The organism is Affinundibacterium nitidum (assembly GCF_014284155.1).
Taxonomy (GTDB): Bacteria; Pseudomonadota; Gammaproteobacteria; order Burkholderiales; family Burkholderiaceae_D; genus Undibacterium; species Undibacterium nitidum.
This window is the reverse complement of record NZ_JACOFZ010000001.1, coordinates 204,712-220,088: the sequence shown is the minus strand read 5'-3', so window position 1 is coordinate 220,088 and position 15,377 is coordinate 204,712. Positions and strand designations below refer to the sequence as shown.

The following is a 15,377-nucleotide window of genomic DNA, read 5'->3' as shown; positions in this document are numbered from 1 at the left end:
ACCATGCTCCCCCACTACGCTGAATTATTCTGTTTTTCTAATTTCACTTTTCTGCATGGCGCCTCACATGCGGAGGAATTGGTTGCTCGTGCCGTTAAGCTTGGATACCAAGCGCTAGCAATTACCGATGAATGCTCCTTAGCTGGCGTTGTGAGAGCGCATGAAGAAGCTAAAAAACATCAATTGCCGCTACTTATAGGTAGCTATTTTCAATTAGATCAAGACCCACGCTATCCGCAGCTTGGAAAAATGCGCCTGATCGCGATTGCGCGAAACCGCGAAGGCTATGGCAATTTATGTGAATTAATTACGTTAGCACGTTTGCGTAAGGATGTGATTAAAGGCGAGTACGCCATTACTGCCAGTGATTTCGCACACCCTCCTTTGCAATTGGCGCATATCCAAGGCCTGCCGCATTGCCTCATCATTTTGTTGCCCGAATATCCGATCGATCCCAACTTATTTGAACAACAGGCGATATGGGCATCACAGTTATTTGGTTCGCGACTATGGTTAGGTTTAAATCTCTTGATGCAAGCGATGGACGATTGGCAGCAAGTTCAATTACAGCATATCGCGCAACAGCTCGGGCAGCCGGTGGTTGCGGTGGGCCATGTCTGCATGCATGTCCGTTCGCGCAAACCTTTACAAGATACGCTAACATCGATTCGTGTAGGTAGATCTATTGCCGAATGTGGTTATGATTTGGCACCGAATGCAGAACAGCATTTACGTTCGCGTTTGCGTCTCGGTAACATCTACCCCGCGAGCGCTTTGCAAGAGACCATACGTATCGCCAATCTCTGTCAGTTTTCGCTCGATGAATTGCGTTATGAGTATCCTGATGAGTTAGTTCCAGCTGGGCAAACACCTGCGTCTTATCTGCGGCAAGAAGTTTATGCTGGGGCGGAAAAACGTTATCCGCGAGGTTTGTCGCACGAAGTAGTCGCCAAGATTGAACACGAGTTAAGCCTTATTAACGACCTCGCTTACGAGCCGTATTTTTTAACGGTGTATGACATTGTGCAATACGCCCGTTCACAAGATATTTTGTGTCAAGGTCGCGGCTCTGCTGCTAATTCGGTCGTCTGCTATTGTTTGCACATTACGGAAGTCAGCCCTGAAAATGGGATTCTTTTATTTGAGCGTTTCTTGTCTAAAGAACGTGGGGAACCACCCGATATCGACGTCGATTTTGAACATCAACGACGTGAAGAAGTGATTCAATATCTGTATCGAAAATATGGTCGGCATCGTACCGCTTTAGCGGCTGCGGTACATACTTATCGTCCACGAGGAGCACTACGAGAAGTCGGCAAAGCGCTAGGTGTTGATTTAGCATTGATCGATGCGGTAGCCAAATCGCATCGCTGGTTTGATAGTAAACATGCATTACTAGAACGCTTTACCGAGAGTGGATTAGATGCGAATTCGCCGATTGCCGAACAATGGGCAGGTCTAGTGACGCAGTTACTTGGTTTTCCTCGCCATTTATCGCAACACAGCGGTGGTTTTGTCATCGCCCGCGACAAACTTTCTCGCTTAGTCCCGATCGAAAACGCCAGCATGAAAGAGCGAAGCGTAATTCAATGGGACAAAGATGACCTCGAATCCTTAGGTTTATTGAAAGTCGATGTGCTCGCCCTAGGTATGCTCTCTGCGTTGAAACGTTCTTTAAACTTAATGGCAAGTTTGCCCGGTAGACCTTCACGCATACAAGATATTCCACAGGAAGACCCCGTCACTTACGACATGATTTGCAAAGCCGATACCGTCGGTGTTTTTCAGATTGAATCACGCGCACAAATGGGGATGTTGCCACGCTTGCGTCCTCGCACTTTTTACGACCTCGTCATCCAAGTTGCTATCGTTAGACCGGGGCCGATTCAAGGTGGCATGGTGCATCCATATCTGAGACGACGACAAGGTATAGAGCCGGTAAGCTACCCCAAGCCCGCGATTGAGAAAATTTTATCGCGTACCTTGGGAGTTCCTATCTTCCAAGAACAGGTCATGCAAATTGCGATGGCAGCAGCAGATTTTAGTCCCGGTGAAGCCGATGAATTGCGACGTGCGATGGCTGCGTGGAAGCGTAAAGGTGGTTTGGCGAACTATAAAGACCGCATCATCAATACCATGATTAAAAATGGCTATGAAGAAGAGTTTGCGAGCGGCGTCTTCAATCAAATGTTGGGCTTTGGTGAATATGGTTTCCCCGAAAGTCATGCAGCGAGCTTTGCTTTACTTACGTATGCTAGTTGTTGGATCAAATGTCACGAACCCGCTGTATTTTTGTGTTCACTCTTAAACTCGCAACCCATGGGTTTTTATTCACCATCGCAATTAGTGCAAGATGCTCGTCGACACGGTATCGAAATACGAGCAATCGACGTGCAATATAGCGATTGGGATGCGCGACTTGAAAATATCGAGCAAGCACAGCAACGTGACGAGCACGGCCGCTATCGACAACCTGCAGTACGTCTGGGAATGTCACTCTTGCGTGGTATGTCGCATGAGGCTGCCATACGCATCAGTGCTGCGCGCACCCAGCAGCCATTTAGCGATGTCAGTGATCTTGCGCGTCGTGCAGAGTTAAAGCGTCAAGATGTCGAGGCTTTAGCAGCGGGTAACGCCCTAGTCTCACTAGCCGGGCATCGTCGCCAAGCGCTATGGCAGGCTGTCGCAGCGATACCTGACAAGGATCTCTTACATCCAACGACACTAGAAGAACGTACGCCACAACTGCATGCACCGAGTGAAGCGCAAGAGATCGTGGGCGATTATCATAGCCAAGGTTTGACCTTGGGAAGGCACCCAATTGCCTTATTACGTTCACGTTTACTCAAACAACGTTTTTTACCCGCAGATGTTTTGCATACTTTCCAAAACAAACAATTCGCACGTGGCTGCGGCATCGTCACAGTACGTCAGCGGCCAGGTACCGCCAAAGGTGTGTTGTTTGTGACGATAGAAGATGAAACTGGGCCAGTCAACGTGATCGTTTGGCCTGATTTAGTGGAAAAGCAAAGACGTGAAGTATTGAATGCGAGATTACTCGGTGTCTATGGCATTTGGCAAACCGATGGTCGAGTGCATCACCTGATAGCGAAGCGCTTGGTAGATTTAACTCATCTACTGGGAGAGTTGGAAAGTGGCAGTCGTAATTTTTGTTGATATTTATGACTATTGAAGTTTAAGTCGATTTCGATCCATTAAAACGCCAAACAAAATACAAAATAGCTACCATAGGAAAGCCAAGGCATGTGGGAACAAAAATCAAGTACGCAAGGACCATTGCGATTGAACCTTGCCATGCCGAGTTTGCAAAAAGTGACAAGCCATACATGACCCAAAATGGTGATGTTCCTAGCGTCAACATTCCAATATCGAATAAGCGAACCTGACGAAATAGCTTCATCAAGAAATCTCTTAAGCTAATCGGATGTTGGTTACAGCGACTTCACCATATGCACGTGATCAATTCCTGCCTCGAGGAAAATATCACCCTCACGTACGAAACCTTCGCGTAAGTAGAAGCTTTCTGCGGTAGTTTGTGCATTGAGTTGTACACCTTGATGGCCGCGCAATTTTGCCTGCTCCATCAACGCGCGCAAGATCGCGGCACCGACACCACAATTACGTGCGCGATTTAAGACGGCCATACGCCCCATGTGTCCATCAGGCAGTAAACGCCCTGTGCCAATTGGTTTATCTTCTTCATCATAGGCCACCGCATGTAAGCATTGCGCATCCATGATGTCCCATTCAAGTTCTGCAGGAATTTTTTGTTCGACGACAAAGACTTCGGTGCGGATAGATTGAGCATCCTCTTGCAGGTCTCCCCACTCGCCTAATTGAATTCGAAAATGTGGTGCTGAGGAATGCTTACTTCGACTAGGGTTAGATGACATAGTGGATAAATATTAAAACGAAACAAAAAAAACTATTTGTCGGCTTTTTCAGCCATTTTATTGAGTAACATTGTACGGATATGTGGCGCAGTTTTGTAGGGATCGCCGGGATTTTGTTGTTTCAAGATGTCATCCATGCGATCTTTCACCAAACCTAAGGCACTTGGGTGTGAGTAAATATAAAACTGATCATTCGCAATCGCATCAAAAGTGAGATTCGCGATATCGCGAGCCGACACCTTACTCGATACAATCGCACGTTCAATCATAAACTGAGCTGCTTTTTGACTGGCTGTCAGTTCACTTTGCGGTAAATCGGCTGGGCGATTACGGGCAGACTGGCTAATTCCTGTGGGAACAAAATAAGGGCAAATTAACGAACAATTGATCGGTGCGTTTACTAAGTGCAAATCCTGATACAAACATTCCGTGAGAGCCACGATAGCATGTTTTGTGGTGTCGTAAATACTGGAAAGTGGCGTCGTCAGAAAGCCTGCCATCGATGCGGTATTGACGATGTGCCCCTCAAAATGAGGATCTTTCTTCGCACATTCAAACATTAAATTTGTGAATATCCGAACGCCATGAATGACGCCCCAGACATTGACACCCATGACCCACTCCCAATCTTCATGAGAGTGCTCCCAAACCAAACCTGAGCTACATACGCCCGCGTTGTTGAACACGACATGTACCGCACCAAAGCGAGCCATCGCGGCATCGGCCAAGGCTTGTACTTGTTCTCTTTTGCTGACATCGCATTGAACCGCCAACACTTCTACACCCTGATCTTCAAGGTCTTCGCGAATGAAATAGAGGGAGTTTTCTTGAACGTCGGCTAATACGACTTTCATTTTGAGCTTGGCTGCCTTGAGCGCAAATTCACGACCAAAGCCACTCCCCGCGCCGGTAATGACTGCTACCCTGCCTTCAAATGTCTTCACGTCCGCTCTCCTTATGAGTGCATTCGAATTGCTCTCCCGCCAACCAATCTAATGGTGAAGTGAGAGCATTACATCAAGCGAGATACTGTTGAGTCGCAAAAGCCTATTTATCCCGAATCCATCCAAACTGAATTTAGTCCAGTAAACGAACCAATTGTTTGCCGAAATTCTTGCCCTTGAGAAGGCCAAGGAAGGCTTCAGGGGCTGCAGCTAGATCGGGAGCAATACTTTCTTTGAACTTGATCTTACCACTAGCCACGTAAGAACCCAATTCTTTCAAGCCTTGCGGCCATAAATCCATGTGTTCTGAGATGATAAAACCACGAACACTCAAGCGCTGTGTCAGTAAAACTCGGGCATTCTTGATCGGCAGTTCGGCAGATTCATAACCCGCGATCATGCCACAGAGAGCAATTCGCCCAAATGGGTTCATGCGTAATAAACAAGCATCGAAGACTTCACCACCTACATTTTCAAAAATAGCATCAATCCCTGTTGGTGTTGCGGCAAGCAACTGTTCTTGCCAATCATTGGCTTTATAGTCAATACACGCATCAAAACCGAGTTCCTCACGAACGTACTGGCATTTTTCAGGCCCGCCAGCAATGCCGATTGCTCGGCAACCACGAAGCTTCGCCAGTTGTCCTACTACACTACCAACCGCTCCACTCGCAGCAGATACCAAGACCGTCTCACCTTCATTCGCCTGCATGATTTGTGTGAGCCCATACCATGCGGTCATGCCAGGCATGCCAACAGCGCCGAGATAGGCTGACAGAGGAATATGCGTGGTATCCAATTTGCGCAATAAAAGACCATCCGACACGCCCATTTCAGCCCATCCCAACATCCCGATGACTTGCTCGCCGACGGCATAGCGTGGGTTCTTGCTCGCGACAATGGTACCGACCGTGCCGCCTATCATTGTCTCGTTAAGCGCTTGCGGATCGGCATAGCCTTTTTCCGCATTCATACGCACGCGCATATACGGATCTAACGAGAGAAAATGATTTTTAATTAAGACTTGTCCCTCACCTAACTCAGGTACGGCTACTGTCTCCAATCTAAAATTGTCGAGCGTCGCCTGTTGCTGAGGTCTTGAAGCTAAAACGATACGGCGAAAATGGGATGGAATTGTCATAAATTGCTCATAAAAATTAATCAGTGCCGCCCATTTTTTGTAGGCTTGCTTTCGACTTTAAACTTTTTAAATACTTATAGGTGCCCATCGCTTTTGCCACTAATTTATCTCCACTCCAGATTTCACCATCACAGAAACACATGGTTGTCGATTGATGGAATGCCTGCGCTTTCGCTTCTAATTTTCCACCAATCACACCACCCGGTTGCAAGAAACTCGTCTTTATCTCTATCGTGACAACCCCTTTTTGATCGTGATGCAAAGAACGCCCCGCCATTGCCATGACGACGTCGAGCATAGTCATCAGTACTCCACCGTGCGTGATCTGCCAGCTATTCATATGTTGTTCCTGCAACTCAAGTGAAATCCTTGCCCTGCCATCATGCATTTCCTCACTAACGATGCCGATTTGCTCCAAAAAGGGATTCGGAATTGCGGAAACGCCGCTCACCACTTCACTCATACTTAGCTTTCCAATCATTTAATGGTCTGCAGTTTTAATATGCGACTTCAAACAAGCCAGCCGCACCTTGTCCGCCGCCAATACACATGGTGACAACCACGTATTTGACACCACGACGCTTCCCCTCTAACAAGGCGTGCGCTGTTAATCGTGCGCCAGAAACGCCATAAGGGTGCCCCACCGCAATAGCACCACCATTTACATTTAAGCGATCTAAAGGAATCCCCAAAGTGTCCGCGCAGTACAAAACTTGAACCGCAAACGCTTCATTGAGCTCCCACAGACCAATATCCTCGATCTTTAATCCTGCTTTCTGCAAAAGCTTAGGAACGGCATAAACTGGACCAATACCCATTTCATCTGGTTCACAGCCAGCCACAGCAAAGCCTCTGAAATAACCTAAAACCGGTAAGCCCCGTTGCTCTGCTAAACGCGCATTCATCACGATGGACATTGCCGCACCATCAGAAAATTGACTCGCGTTTCCGGCACTAATGACACCGTCTGGAATAGCAGGCTTGATCTTTGCGACCGCCTCCAGGGTAGTGCCAGCGCGAATGCCTTCGTCTGCTTGAATCGTCACTTCGCACTCGGAAACTGTGCCTGTCTCTTTATCTGTCACTAACATCGTCGTCGTCACCGGAATGATCTCTGCATCAAATATTCCCTTCGCCTGCGCCGCTGCTGCAAGCGTTTGACTACGAACGCCATATTCGTCTTGACGCTCCCGTGAAATCTGATACCGACGAGCGACGATCTCTGCCGTCTGTAGCATTGGCATATAAACATCAGGCTTATGCTGCAAGATCCATGGATCATTGAGCATATGTTTGTTCATCTCGTTTTGTACGCAAGAGATCGATTCAACACCACCCGCAGCGACGATATCTAGTTCGCCAGTGATTACCCTTTGTGCTGCCAATGCGATCGCTTGCAGACCCGAGGAACAATATCGATTTATCGTCATTCCTGGTACCGCTACCGGAGAGCCAGAACGTAAAGCAATTTGACGAGCGATATTGCGGCCATTTGCACCTTCAGGGAAAGCACAGCCGACAATCACATCGTCCAATTCTTTCGCTTTAATACCAGCGCGATTCAGCGCCCCCATCAGTGCATGCCCGCCCATCGTCGCACTATGGGTATTATTGAAAGCGCCTTTCCACGACTTCGCCAATGCTGTGCGCGCACTGGCAACGATCACTGCATCGACCATTGCGTCTCCTTATCTTTCTTATTTGTTCTGATGTATGTTTGAGCGTAGGCTCACTTGGGTTCCCATATGCGTGATTTCTGTAGACGCACCTTGGAATAAACTGACTTTATCTTCGCAATGCCCAAACGGTAAACCTGTGATAATTGGCACTGAAATCGTTTTACGCAGGTAAGCAATCATCGCCGAGAAATCATAACCATTATCGTGTGGCGCGAGCTTGTAGCCAGAAAAGTCGCCGAAGAGGATCGCTTCCTGCTTCTGTAAAATGCCTGCCATGTGCAGCTGTAGCATCATGCGCTCTACGCGATACGGATGCTCGGCAATATCTTCCACGAACAAAATACCACTCTCTATTTCCGGCAAAAACTCTGTGCCGACTAAATGCGTAATCATCGCCAAATTGCCGCCCCACAAAGTTCCTTTTACTGAAAACTCTTGCGGTATGTCGCTAACAAAATCTACATCGCTGCGCTGCTCACCCATCGCTAGTTGAAAATGCTGCTGAGTGAATGCACGTAGATCGGGAATCGCAAAGTCACTACAGAACATGGGACCACAAAGGCTTCCAACGCTTACTTTGCTTAATAGAGCCAATTGCAAGGCATTGATATCACTATAGCCGACGATCAATTTGCCACTTGCCGCAATTTTTCCAAAATCCAACAAGGGCAATAAGCGCGAAATGCCGTAGCTGCCGCGCAAGGACATAATCACATGCACCGCTGGATTTTCTAAAGCCTCGTAAAACAAGCCAATACGTTGCTCATCGCTAGCACCAAAGCGCTGATAACGTTGAGCATGGTCGTAATAATTGAAGACTTCAAAACCAGACTCTTGCAATTGACGCAGCCCTAAAGCGAGATCGGTGCCTTCAATCGCAGCACCACTAAGCGGGACCACCGCGATGCCGATTTGAGAAGGAAGTTCTGGAAATTGAATTTTCATCGCGTTCTACAAAAATGGTGGCGGATGCCGATTATGTGCTCGATTCGCGTTGCTCATCACGGTTACTGAGATTGGCGTTCTCTCGCGATTCTACCGCTGCACGGCGACGTTCAGCAAAAAAATCCTTGAGCAACTGCACGCAATCCTCGGCCAACACGCCTGAAACCACAGTGGCATGATGATTGAGTTTTTCTTCTTGGAATAAATTGACGATGGAGCCACAGGCGCCAGTCTTATGATCATGGGCCCCAAAAACAATGCGCGAGAGTCTGGCATGCATCATCGCGCCTGAGCACATCACGCACGGCTCTAAGGTAACGTATAGTTGGCAGTCGGGTAGTCGATAGTTACCAAGAATTTCACCTGCTTGGCGCAAAGTGACGATTTCCGCATGTGCACTGGGGTCGTGCTCACCGATTGGTTGGTTAAAACCACGTGCGATAATTTCACCATCTTTGACCAACACCGCACCGACAGGAACTTCACCAGATGCCCACGCTAGCTTAGCCTGGGCAATTGCTTCGCCCATGAAGTAGGCATCAAGCTCTTCTTGCGAGCGATTCGCGGGAGGAATATCCTGATTCATATCGCTACTTAGATAAGCGGCTTCGTTAAGCTTCTGAAAAAATTTCTTAGGTACCCAAATTAACCGTCAATTTCAGCCCAGCAATTCGGTGTTTCGTAGAGGGTAATTTTGGTCAAGGATAGATGACGGCCGTAGCGATCATGATAGACATCTTTGAGCATATCGAAGGCGATTTTCGCCAAATTTTCAACCGTCGGCACGCGATCAATCACAACAGTCTTGTGACCTGGCATACTTTCTAGGAATTGGCGTACAGCGGTATCTTTTTCGTACACGATGAAAGCATGATCCCACAGGTCAACCAAGTGTTTATTGGCTAAGGCTTTGATGTCGCCAAAATCCATAATCATGCCATTATCAGACTCACCGTCTTTATCCACCACATCGCCCGTTAAAGTGATCAACAGCGTATAGCGATGTCCATGCAAATTACGGCATTGACTATTGTGATCGGGAATCCGATGTCCTGTATCGAATTCAACTTTTCTGGTAATGGTTAGCATGTGTGCCTGTACGTCTAAAAATAAATATTAAGGAATCTGCAGCAGTTTGTGCGTCTGCAAACTCAATTTCCACTTCGGATGTGCCTTACAGAATTCAATCGCGATACGCAGATTATCCTGCAATAAAGGTCCATCCATAGCCTGTAAATAATGGTGGGTAAACTCTAAAGCTTCATACGCTTTAAGATCTTGACCGAATTGTGGAATCACTACCTTCAATTCGTCACCCTTTTTTACTACCAACTGTGAGCCCATCTTGGGACTGACGCAAATCCAGTCAACACCCGCTGGAATAGGCAAGGTGCCATTAGTTTCAATGGCAACTTCAAAGCCTGCATCATGCATCGCATCGAGTAAAGGTTCATCTAATTGCAATAAGGGTTCGCCACCAGTGAATACCACGAACTTATGCCCCTCATCGGCCTCTGGCCACAAAGCATTAATTCGAGCAGCGACGGCTTGTGGTGTTTTAAACTTACCACCGCCTTCACCATCAGTGCCAACAAAATCCGTATCGCAAAATTGGCAAACAGCAGAACTACGATCTTCTTCACGACCAGACCACAGGTTGCAACCAGAAAAACGGCAGAACACCGCCGGACGACCAGCATGCGTGCCTTCGCCTTGTAGCGTATAAAAAATCTCTTTAATGCTGTAGCTCAAAATGAACTTTCATTCTGCAAAAGTTAAATCAATTCTTTGATCTCGTTACTTTGCGTTGAGAAATTCGTCAGTTGGGATGTCGCGCTAGGCGCCATGCGCAGCAATATGTCGATATTGCGAGCATTGGCAACAACGTGCGGCGCCCAAGTGACGGATTTATCAATGCAAAGAATTTATTCCCATTCGATTGTTGCAGGCGGCTTACCCGAAATATCATAAACCACGCGATTGATACCGCGTACTTCATTGATAATTCGATTGGAAACTTTACCAAGTAATTCGTGAGGCAAATGCGCCCAATGTGCAGTCATGAAATCTTGAGTTTGTACGGCACGCAAAGCGACAACATACTCATAAGTACGACCGTCTCCCATAACACCTACAGACTTCACAGGCAAGAATACGGCAAAGGCTTGGCTTGTCGCATCGTACCAAGTTTGTGGTTTCTCTGCATTTGGATCTACGTAAGTGTTGCGTAATTCTTCAATGAAGATCGCATCTGCACGACGCAGAAGATCTGCGAAGTCTTTCTTAACTTCACCCAGAATACGAACGCCCAATCCAGGGCCAGGGAACGGATGGCGGTACACCATACTGTGTGGCAAACCGAGCGCAACGCCGAGCTTACGCACTTCATCTTTAAATAACTCACGCAAAGGTTCGAGCAATTTTAGATTCAATGTGTCTGGCAAGCCGCCAACATTGTGATGACTCTTAATCGTATGCGAACCTTTCTTGCCTTTACCAGCGCTTTCAATCACGTCTGGATAAATTGTACCCTGTGCCAGCCATTTCGCATTCTTCAACTTACCAGACTCGGCTTGGAAAACTTCGACGAATTCACGACCGATAATTTTACGCTTAGCCTCTGGATCAGTTACACCGGCTAAATGCCCCATGAATTGAGCTGTGGCGTCGACATGGATCACTTTCACGCCCAAGTTATTGGCGAACATTTCCATGACCATTTTGCCTTCATCCAAGCGCAACAAGCCATGATCAACAAACACGCAAGTCAATTGATCACCGATCGCACGGTGAATTAGTGCCGCTGCAACACTACTATCTACGCCGCCAGACAGGCCGAGTATGACATCATCGGTGCCTACTTGCGCGCGGATTGATGCGACCGCCTCGGAGATGTAGTCTGGCATGTTCCAATCAGATTTACAGCCGCAGATCTCATGCACAAAACGGCCGATAATCGCTTCACCTTGTATGGTATGCGTTACTTCTGGATGGAATTGCACCGCATAGAAACGGCGATCTTCATCAGCCATCGCAGCGATTGGGCAATTATCTGTCGACGCCATCAATTTAAATCCAGGCGGCATCTCATTGACTTTATCGCCATGGCTCATCCACACCTTCAACATGCCATGACCTTCGGCTGTGACGAAATCGTTAATGCCATCTAATAATTTTGTGTGACTACGGGCGCGCACTTCAGCGTAACCAAATTCGCGCACCTTGCCGTTCTCAACCTTTCCGCCCAACTGTTCGGCCATGGTTTGCATACCGTAGCAAATACCGAGTACAGGAACGCCCGCATCGTAGACCGCCAGAGGAGCACGCGGTGTATCGCCTTCAGTCACACTACTAGGGCCACCTGACAGAATGATCCCAGAGGCACCATAATTGCGCACAAACTCATCACTGACATCGTAAGGATAAACTTCAGAGAAAACACCCGCATCACGCACACGACGTGCGATCAATTGAGTGACTTGTGAGCCAAAATCAAGGATGAGAATTTTTGAATGCATAATAATGTAATGTAAGACTTCAATTGATAATTTCAGAATCTTCTGGTGCTGCTTGAACAATTCCTTGATGCTCGGCACGTGCCGTACGCAAAGCTTTCTCCGCAAATTTGATCATGTCATCAGGACTGATATGAGGAAAAACCGCTGTAGATGAAACACCGATGCTAATATTTGTTGTGATCGTTTTATCACCTAACTTCTCTTGATGTGTCAGCACTGATAAACGAATACGCTCCGCGACCGCGGCAGCAACCAAATTCGAGGCGCCCGGCAAAACGATCATAAAGGCATCGTTTTCGAAACGACCTAGGGCGTCAAATGGACGTATACATGAGCGCATACGACTAACCAACTTCAGTAGCAAAGTATCGGCAGCCATACTGCCTAATGTTTCTTTTACTTCAGCATATGGTTCAATACCAATAAAGAGTAAGGAAAGTGGTTTTGCCGCCTTCTCGCAACGCTCCATCTCCAAGCCCAAAGAGCGAGTAATTGCCCCTCTATTCCACATCCCCAAAACAGGGTCTAGCAAGGCATCGCGCTTTAAGCTCCGTATTTGTCGACGCAATTCATTTTGCTCAACACGCATTGCTCCCATGTCCAACTCACGTTCGACCATGTGAGCCAAATCTGCAAATAAAAGACGCTCCTCATCATCAAGGTCACGCACTCGATAGTCGATTAAGAAGATAGAACCAACCAACTGCTCTTCTGCATTGAAGATCGGATGACGCGCACAAAATTTAATGAATGGATCTGCCTGCACAAAAACGTGCTGGGATAATTCGGGATCACATGACAGATCTGAAATGACACTGATTTCATCGCAAAAACCAAGTGCGTCGCATAAGCTAGCTTCCTGCATCACCATCGCAAGTTCGCTACGATCAAATCGAGCCACTAGATTGCCGAAACTCACTAGGCAGTTTGCGACTGAGAACAGTCGGATCCCGATACGTTCGAAGCGCCCTACTTTTGCCTCATAACGTTCGCTATCCGACATTACAGTTTGAGCTGTCTCTAAAAATAAGTCGAGTCGACTCGTCCGTTCCAGCGGGGTCACCATTGCTTGCTCCGTATTAAAAACACTTCGCTACGCCAATTAACACTGCGAGAACCACTTATTCTGCGCGGTAATTCGGTGCTTCCTTCGTAATTTGTACATCGTGGACGTGAGATTCACGCATCCCTGCCGACGTAATTTCGACAAATTCGGCTTTCTCGTGCAAATCCTTGATGCTGGCACAACCACAATACCCCATCGAAGAGCGCACACCACCTACCATTTGGTACAAAATTGCCAAAACACTGCCTTTGTAAGGAACGCGACCTTCGATTCCCTCTGGAACCAATTTATCGGCGTTATTCGCTGAATCTTGGAAATAGCGGTCAGCTGAACCATCCGCCATAGCACCCAAGCTACCCATGCCACGATAAGACTTGTAGCTACGGCCTTGGAATAAAATCACCTCGCCTGGCGCCTCTTCAGTTCCTGCAAACATACTACCCATCATCACTGTCGATGCGCCAGCAGCTAAAGCTTTGGAAACGTCACCAGAAAAACGAATACCACCGTCAGCGATACAAGGAACACCAGTTCCACGCAACGCCTCGGCCACGTTGGCAATAGCAGTAATTTGTGGAACACCTACCCCAGCTACGATACGTGTAGTACAAATCGAACCAGGACCTATACCTACTTTAACCGCATCTGCACCATGCTCAACCAAGGCCAAAGCGGCCGCTGCTGTTGCAATATTGCCGCCGATAACTTCGATGTGAGGGTAGTTCGTTTTTACCCATTTCACACGACTCAACACACCTTGTGAGTGACCGTGTGCAGTATCAACCACAATGACGTCGACGCCCGCTTTAGCTAACAAATCAATGCGTTCGTCGTTATCAGCTCCGACGCCTACTGCCGCACCTACGCGCAATTTACCCTGCTCATCTTTAGAAGCAAATGGGTGTTCGGTTGCTTTTTGAATATCTTTAACCGTAATCAAGCCACGTAGCTCAAAGGCGTCATTGACGACTAAAACACGTTCTAAGCGGTGTTTGTTCATCAGGCGCTTTGCTTCAGTAAGATCTGCACCTTCTTTAACAAAAACCAATTTATCGCGTGGTGTCATCTTCGCACGAACCTCAGCATCGAGCTCCTGTTCGAAACGTAGATCACGGTTAGTGATGATACCAACCACTGTCTTACCTTCAACGACTGGGAATCCACTGATGCCACGTTGTTGGGACAAGGCGATGACATCGCGAATTGTCGTTGATGGTGGAATCGTAATTGGGTCGCGCACAACGCCAGACTCAAAACGTTTCACCATAGCAACTTCGCGAGCTTGCTCTTTCGGTGTTAGATTCTTGTGAATAATACCGATACCACCTTCTTGTGCCATCGCGATCGCCAAGCGACCTTCCGTGACTGTATCCATTGCAGCGGATACCAAAGGGATATTTAGTTTGATATTTCGAGTTAAATTCGTCGCAAGAGACGTGTCTTTTGGAAGAATATTTGAGAATGCTGGAACCAGCAACACATCATCGAAAGTGAGTGCTTTTTGAAGAAGACGCATAGTATTTCCTATAGGCGCAAAAGCAAATTATACAGAAAACTTGCCGATACGTCTCGTTCCGTGTAAAACTCTTGCTAAAATCTAATAAAAAGTGACCGACTTTAGGGGAATTGGAATAAAAAATGAAAAAACAACATGTAACTAAAGTAAGTATTTTTGCGATCTGCATGCTTTTTATGCAAAGCACGTATGCGCAATATGTGTGGCTGAATGAAAAAGGTTCGAAACAATATTCAGATCAACCTCCGCCAAAAAACGTGCCTAGGGATAAGATCATCAAGGCGCCTGGCTCACAAACAAGAGTGATAGAGACGGCGTCATCAACCGAGTCCGCTGCCAATCAGAATGCGGCAAAGAGTGAAATCGATAAATTACAAAAGCCAGCGACGCTCGCATCGAAGAATGAAGACTTCAATAAGCGCAAGATAGCGAAAGAAGAGGCAGAGAAGAAAGCGGAAGCCGACAAAAAAGAAGCACAAGATAAGGAGAAAAATTGTGCGCGGGCGCGGGCCTACCAACAATCCATCGAAGCCGGCATGGTAATTTCATCACGAGATCAAAATGGTGAGCGTGTCATTCTCGATGAGGGGCAAAGAGCACGCGAATTGGCAGATGCAAAAAAAGTAACTAGCGAATGTAAGTAGCAAATCAAAA

At 47.2% G+C, this 15,377-nt stretch carries 14 protein-coding genes; 2 read left to right on the top strand and 12 right to left on the bottom strand.

Annotated features, from left to right (window positions below; translation table 11 throughout):
• The first annotated feature begins 3 nt into the window (after window positions 1–3).
• Window positions 4–3,177, top strand: coding sequence for an error-prone DNA polymerase (locus H8K36_RS00995; RefSeq protein WP_186915504.1), 3,174 nt, complete (start codon window positions 4–6; stop codon window positions 3,175–3,177).
• Window positions 3,178–3,452: 275 nt separating this feature from the next.
• Here H8K36_RS00995 and H8K36_RS00990 read toward each other — a convergent pair whose 3' ends face one another.
• The 12 genes from H8K36_RS00990 to guaB all read right to left on the bottom strand — a co-directional run bounded on the left by H8K36_RS00990 (window position 3,453) and on the right by guaB (window position 14,723).
• Window positions 3,453–3,914, bottom strand: coding sequence for a GNAT family N-acetyltransferase (locus tag H8K36_RS00990; RefSeq protein ID WP_186915505.1), 462 nt, complete (start codon window positions 3,912–3,914; stop codon window positions 3,453–3,455).
• 32 nt (window positions 3,915–3,946) lie between these two features.
• Window positions 3,947–4,858 (bottom strand): SDR family oxidoreductase, encoded by a 912-nt coding sequence (locus H8K36_RS00985; protein WP_186915506.1) that lies wholly within the window; start codon window positions 4,856–4,858, stop codon window positions 3,947–3,949.
• A 133-nt stretch (window positions 4,859–4,991) separates the two neighbouring features.
• Window positions 4,992–5,999 (bottom strand): NADP-dependent oxidoreductase, encoded by a 1,008-nt coding sequence (locus H8K36_RS00980; protein ID WP_222611089.1) that lies wholly within the window; start codon window positions 5,997–5,999, stop codon window positions 4,992–4,994.
• 16 nt (window positions 6,000–6,015) lie between these two features.
• A complete protein-coding gene (locus tag H8K36_RS00975) occupies window positions 6,016–6,480 on the bottom strand; it encodes a PaaI family thioesterase (RefSeq protein ID WP_230404258.1) in 465 nt (154 codons plus the stop codon).
• Window positions 6,481–6,496: 16 nt separating this feature from the next.
• Window positions 6,497–7,678: an acetyl-CoA C-acyltransferase gene (locus H8K36_RS00970; RefSeq protein WP_186915508.1), complete on the bottom strand. Its 1,182-nt coding sequence runs from the start codon at window positions 7,676–7,678 to the stop codon at window positions 6,497–6,499.
• Window positions 7,679–7,696: 18 nt separating this feature from the next.
• Window positions 7,697–8,623 carry an LD-carboxypeptidase gene (locus tag H8K36_RS00965; RefSeq protein WP_186915509.1) on the bottom strand — a complete coding sequence of 309 codons (927 nt, stop codon included), beginning with the start codon at window positions 8,621–8,623 and terminating at the stop codon, window positions 7,697–7,699.
• A 31-nt stretch (window positions 8,624–8,654) separates the two neighbouring features.
• Window positions 8,655–9,209: a tRNA adenosine(34) deaminase TadA gene (gene tadA, locus H8K36_RS00960; protein WP_186915510.1), complete on the bottom strand. Its 555-nt coding sequence runs from the start codon at window positions 9,207–9,209 to the stop codon at window positions 8,655–8,657.
• Window positions 9,210–9,268: 59 nt separating this feature from the next.
• Window positions 9,269–9,712, bottom strand: a complete 444-nt coding sequence (queD, locus tag H8K36_RS00955; RefSeq protein WP_186915511.1) for a 6-carboxytetrahydropterin synthase QueD — start codon at window positions 9,710–9,712, stop codon at window positions 9,269–9,271.
• A 27-nt stretch (window positions 9,713–9,739) separates the two neighbouring features.
• Window positions 9,740–10,375 (bottom strand): 7-carboxy-7-deazaguanine synthase, encoded by a 636-nt coding sequence (queE, locus tag H8K36_RS00950; protein WP_186915512.1) that lies wholly within the window; start codon window positions 10,373–10,375, stop codon window positions 9,740–9,742.
• Window positions 10,376–10,548: 173 nt separating this feature from the next.
• Complete coding sequence (gene guaA / locus H8K36_RS00945) at window positions 10,549–12,141, bottom strand: glutamine-hydrolyzing GMP synthase (RefSeq protein ID WP_186915513.1); 1,593 nt, start codon at window positions 12,139–12,141, stop codon at window positions 10,549–10,551.
• 19 nt (window positions 12,142–12,160) lie between these two features.
• Complete coding sequence (locus H8K36_RS00940) at window positions 12,161–13,207, bottom strand: GGDEF domain-containing protein (protein WP_186915514.1); 1,047 nt, start codon at window positions 13,205–13,207, stop codon at window positions 12,161–12,163.
• A gap of 55 nt (window positions 13,208–13,262) precedes the next feature.
• Window positions 13,263–14,723 carry an IMP dehydrogenase gene (guaB, locus tag H8K36_RS00935; RefSeq protein WP_186915515.1) on the bottom strand — a complete coding sequence of 487 codons (1,461 nt, stop codon included), beginning with the start codon at window positions 14,721–14,723 and terminating at the stop codon, window positions 13,263–13,265.
• A gap of 122 nt (window positions 14,724–14,845) precedes the next feature.
• Between guaB and H8K36_RS00930 the strand changes: the two genes are divergently transcribed.
• Window positions 14,846–15,367, top strand: a complete 522-nt coding sequence (locus H8K36_RS00930) for a DUF4124 domain-containing protein (protein ID WP_186915516.1) — start codon at window positions 14,846–14,848, stop codon at window positions 15,365–15,367.
• Window positions 15,368–15,377: the final 10 nt, after the last annotated feature.

Excerpts from the sequence above, each read along its gene's own strand:
- H8K36_RS00930 (WP_186915516.1), top strand. The coding sequence starts at position 14,846 with ATGAAAAAACAACATGTAACTAAAGTAAGTATTTTTGCGATCTGCATG.
- H8K36_RS00940 (WP_186915514.1), bottom strand. The coding sequence starts at position 13,207 with ATGGTGACCCCGCTGGAACGGACGAGTCGACTCGACTTATTTTTAGAG.
- H8K36_RS00970 (WP_186915508.1), bottom strand. The coding sequence starts at position 7,678 with ATGGTCGATGCAGTGATCGTTGCCAGTGCGCGCACAGCATTGGCGAAG.
- H8K36_RS00975 (WP_230404258.1), bottom strand. The coding sequence starts at position 6,480 with ATGATTGGAAAGCTAAGTATGAGTGAAGTGGTGAGCGGCGTTTCCGCA.
- H8K36_RS00990 (WP_186915505.1), bottom strand. The coding sequence starts at position 3,914 with ATGTCATCTAACCCTAGTCGAAGTAAGCATTCCTCAGCACCACATTTT.
- H8K36_RS00980 (WP_222611089.1), bottom strand. The coding sequence starts at position 5,999 with ATGACAATTCCATCCCATTTTCGCCGTATCGTTTTAGCTTCAAGACCT.
- guaA (WP_186915513.1), bottom strand. The coding sequence starts at position 12,141 with ATGCATTCAAAAATTCTCATCCTTGATTTTGGCTCACAAGTCACTCAA.
- tadA (WP_186915510.1), bottom strand. The coding sequence starts at position 9,209 with ATGAATCAGGATATTCCTCCCGCGAATCGCTCGCAAGAAGAGCTTGAT.
- H8K36_RS00995 (WP_186915504.1), top strand. The coding sequence starts at position 4 with ATGCTCCCCCACTACGCTGAATTATTCTGTTTTTCTAATTTCACTTTT.
- queD (WP_186915511.1), bottom strand. The coding sequence starts at position 9,712 with ATGCTAACCATTACCAGAAAAGTTGAATTCGATACAGGACATCGGATT.
- guaB (WP_186915515.1), bottom strand. The coding sequence starts at position 14,723 with ATGCGTCTTCTTCAAAAAGCACTCACTTTCGATGATGTGTTGCTGGTT.
- H8K36_RS00965 (WP_186915509.1), bottom strand. The coding sequence starts at position 8,623 with ATGAAAATTCAATTTCCAGAACTTCCTTCTCAAATCGGCATCGCGGTG.